The organism is Streptomyces sp. NPDC033131 (genome assembly GCF_055578365.1).
On record NZ_JBVIPA010000109.1, the window covers coordinates 1 to 2,328 of the forward strand.

The following is a 2,328-nucleotide window of genomic DNA, read 5'->3' on the forward strand; positions in this document are numbered from 1 at the left end:
CCTGCGCATACGACTTCAAGCCTCACACCGGCCGCTCGAACCAGCCGCCGAGGTGCGGTTGAGATGTCGGATCGGCGTCGGGTGATTTCTCGGCGCCTGCTCTAGACCCGGATTTCGCACATGGGCTTTGAGGTCTCCAGCCAGCGGGGGCGTGTTTCGTCGATGCCGAGTAGGTCGAGTAGGTGGGCTTGAACGGAGCGGGTGATCAGGATGGTTGGCGGGTCGGTGGCTGTTCCGACCCGGATCCGGAGGTCGGCGAGGTGGTAGAGGATCATGCGTCCGGTGGGTCGGAGGGCCCGGTTGTCGGGGTAGAGCCCGCGCATGGTCTGGTTGCCGCCCAGGGCCTGGCGAACTTGTCGTTCGATGAGGCAGAACACCAGCAGGGCCAGGCAGATGACGGTGATCAGAGCGGCGATGCGCCGGTTGTGGTGCAAGAACACCGGGGCCACGGCGAGCGGACCCTTGAAGTCGCTGTAGCGGCGCTCGATCACCGGCTGGCCCTTGTAGCGGATGAGGACCTCGGCGGCGTCGGCCTCTGTGGGATCGAGGGTGGTCAGCAGTGCGTACCAGCCGTCCGTGGCGGCTTGGGCGGCCAGGACTTCCTGGTCGTAGTGCCAGGTCAGGGCGGGTCGTCCGGCCTCATCGGTGCTGATGGAGGTGACCAGGCAGGAGCCGATACGGCGTTTGCTGGTGATCACACCGATCCGGGCGGTGACCTTCTGGGCGGTGGCGTAGTGCCGACCGCCGCAGGCGGAGTGGAGTTTGTCCAGTTCCTCACGGGCCTTCTCCAGGCGCCGGGTGCGGGCGGCCTGCTGGGCAGCGGCGTTGGCGCTGGAGTGGACCAGGATCCGGCGCACGGTGACCCGCGGGTCGCGCTTGCGTGGACCGGTCAGGGTCTGGGTGTCTTCCAGCACGCGGTACTGGCCACGCTGGGCAGGTGGCTTTCCCGCGTCCCGCCCGGCGGTGTAGTCGACCAGGCGGGCCTGGCCCGCGTCGAGGCCGGCGAACAGGCCATCGGGAATCTTGGCCGCAGGCGCCGGGGCGATGAACTTCACTCCGGCTTCCTGAAGGGCCAGCAGGTTGCCGTAGGAGATCAGTTTCGAGTCGCCGACCATCAGGAAGTCGCGGGGCGCGGCCAGTTCACGCAGGGCCATCATCGCCCCGACAACCTGGGAGACCTCGCCGGCCCCGCCGTCGTAGGCGCGGTGGAAGACGGGGATGCCGCCGTCCGCCGAGATCGCGATCCCGGCCTGGATCTGCTTCAAATCCGCCCGGCGGTCCTTGGGGTGACCGTACTTGACCTGCGGGAACCCCTCTTCCGGCCTCTCGTAGGCGCCATGCAGGGAGATGCTGGTCATGTCCCAGTGCAGGCGCGAGACATCGATGCCGAATTCGGCGATCGCGCTCGCACCGACCGTGCCGACGATGTGCTCCAGCTCGGGCGCGATGGCGTCCAGTGCTCGGCCGATGCGGTCGTCGTTGAGCAGGTCCGCCTCGATCCCGAAGACCTCCTCGACAGCCCATTCACGGGCCCAGTCACCGACCCGCACCAGCGGTGCGGGCGCGGACAGCCGGTTGGCGACCAGCACCTCGATGACCTGCCCGTGGGTCAGATGCGCAACCTCACGGACCGGGCACAGCTCGTCGATGATCGCGGCCACGTCCAGCCGGCGCAGAAACTCGGCAGAGGCAGGCAGAGCGCCCAGACGCCTCTCCACCACCGGCGCGATCTCCACGTTCATCCGTGGACGGTGCACCCGTGGCCGCTTGGCACGCGAAATCATCGACACATCACATCAACGAACAGACCACCCATCCGGCACCGCACATGCCCCGTTCCAACCGAACGAGGCACGTGCGAAATCCGGGTCTAGACGATCTCCTGCCAGACGATCGCCGAGATTGTTTGGCGAGCTACCACCCGAACTCAGAGGGCCCGACGACTCGGGCGTTGACCTGTGCTGCCAGCCAAGCGGCACGATCGTCATGGCCGGGTCGTGTATGGACGAAGACTGTGTGCTCGGCCGCCCACTCCTCGCAGTGGATGTCGTAGCTGTTGCACGCGACCTGCAACTCGGCGTACTTGTACTCCTCGTCCAGCCCGAGTTCAGGCACGGCCGGCCACTTCAGGTCATGCCATAGGACGTAACACCTGGTGATGGCAGCCCAAGTCTCCATGGCCTCACGCGCCTGCTCGAAGCTCTCCACGTCCAGGCACACACTCGCGGGCCAGCCGGTACGGCCCTCCCCGTACCACTCAACCCTCGCTCCAGGCGAAGCCTCGGTCAGACGCCGCAACACATCCTCATCGCGTGCCCAGGCGTCGAG

Annotated in this window: 1 protein-coding gene and 1 pseudogene; both read right to left on the minus strand. The window is 67.1% G+C overall.

The window, feature by feature from the left end:
* Positions 1–101: 101 nt before the first annotated feature.
* Positions 102–1,742, minus strand: a complete 1,641-nt coding sequence (locus ACZ5XS_RS45650) for an IS1634 family transposase (protein WP_468661625.1) — start codon at positions 1,740–1,742, stop codon at positions 102–104.
* A gap of 172 nt (positions 1,743–1,914) precedes the next feature.
* Positions 1,915–2,328: pseudogene (locus ACZ5XS_RS45655) on the minus strand (hypothetical protein); the annotation flags it as partial.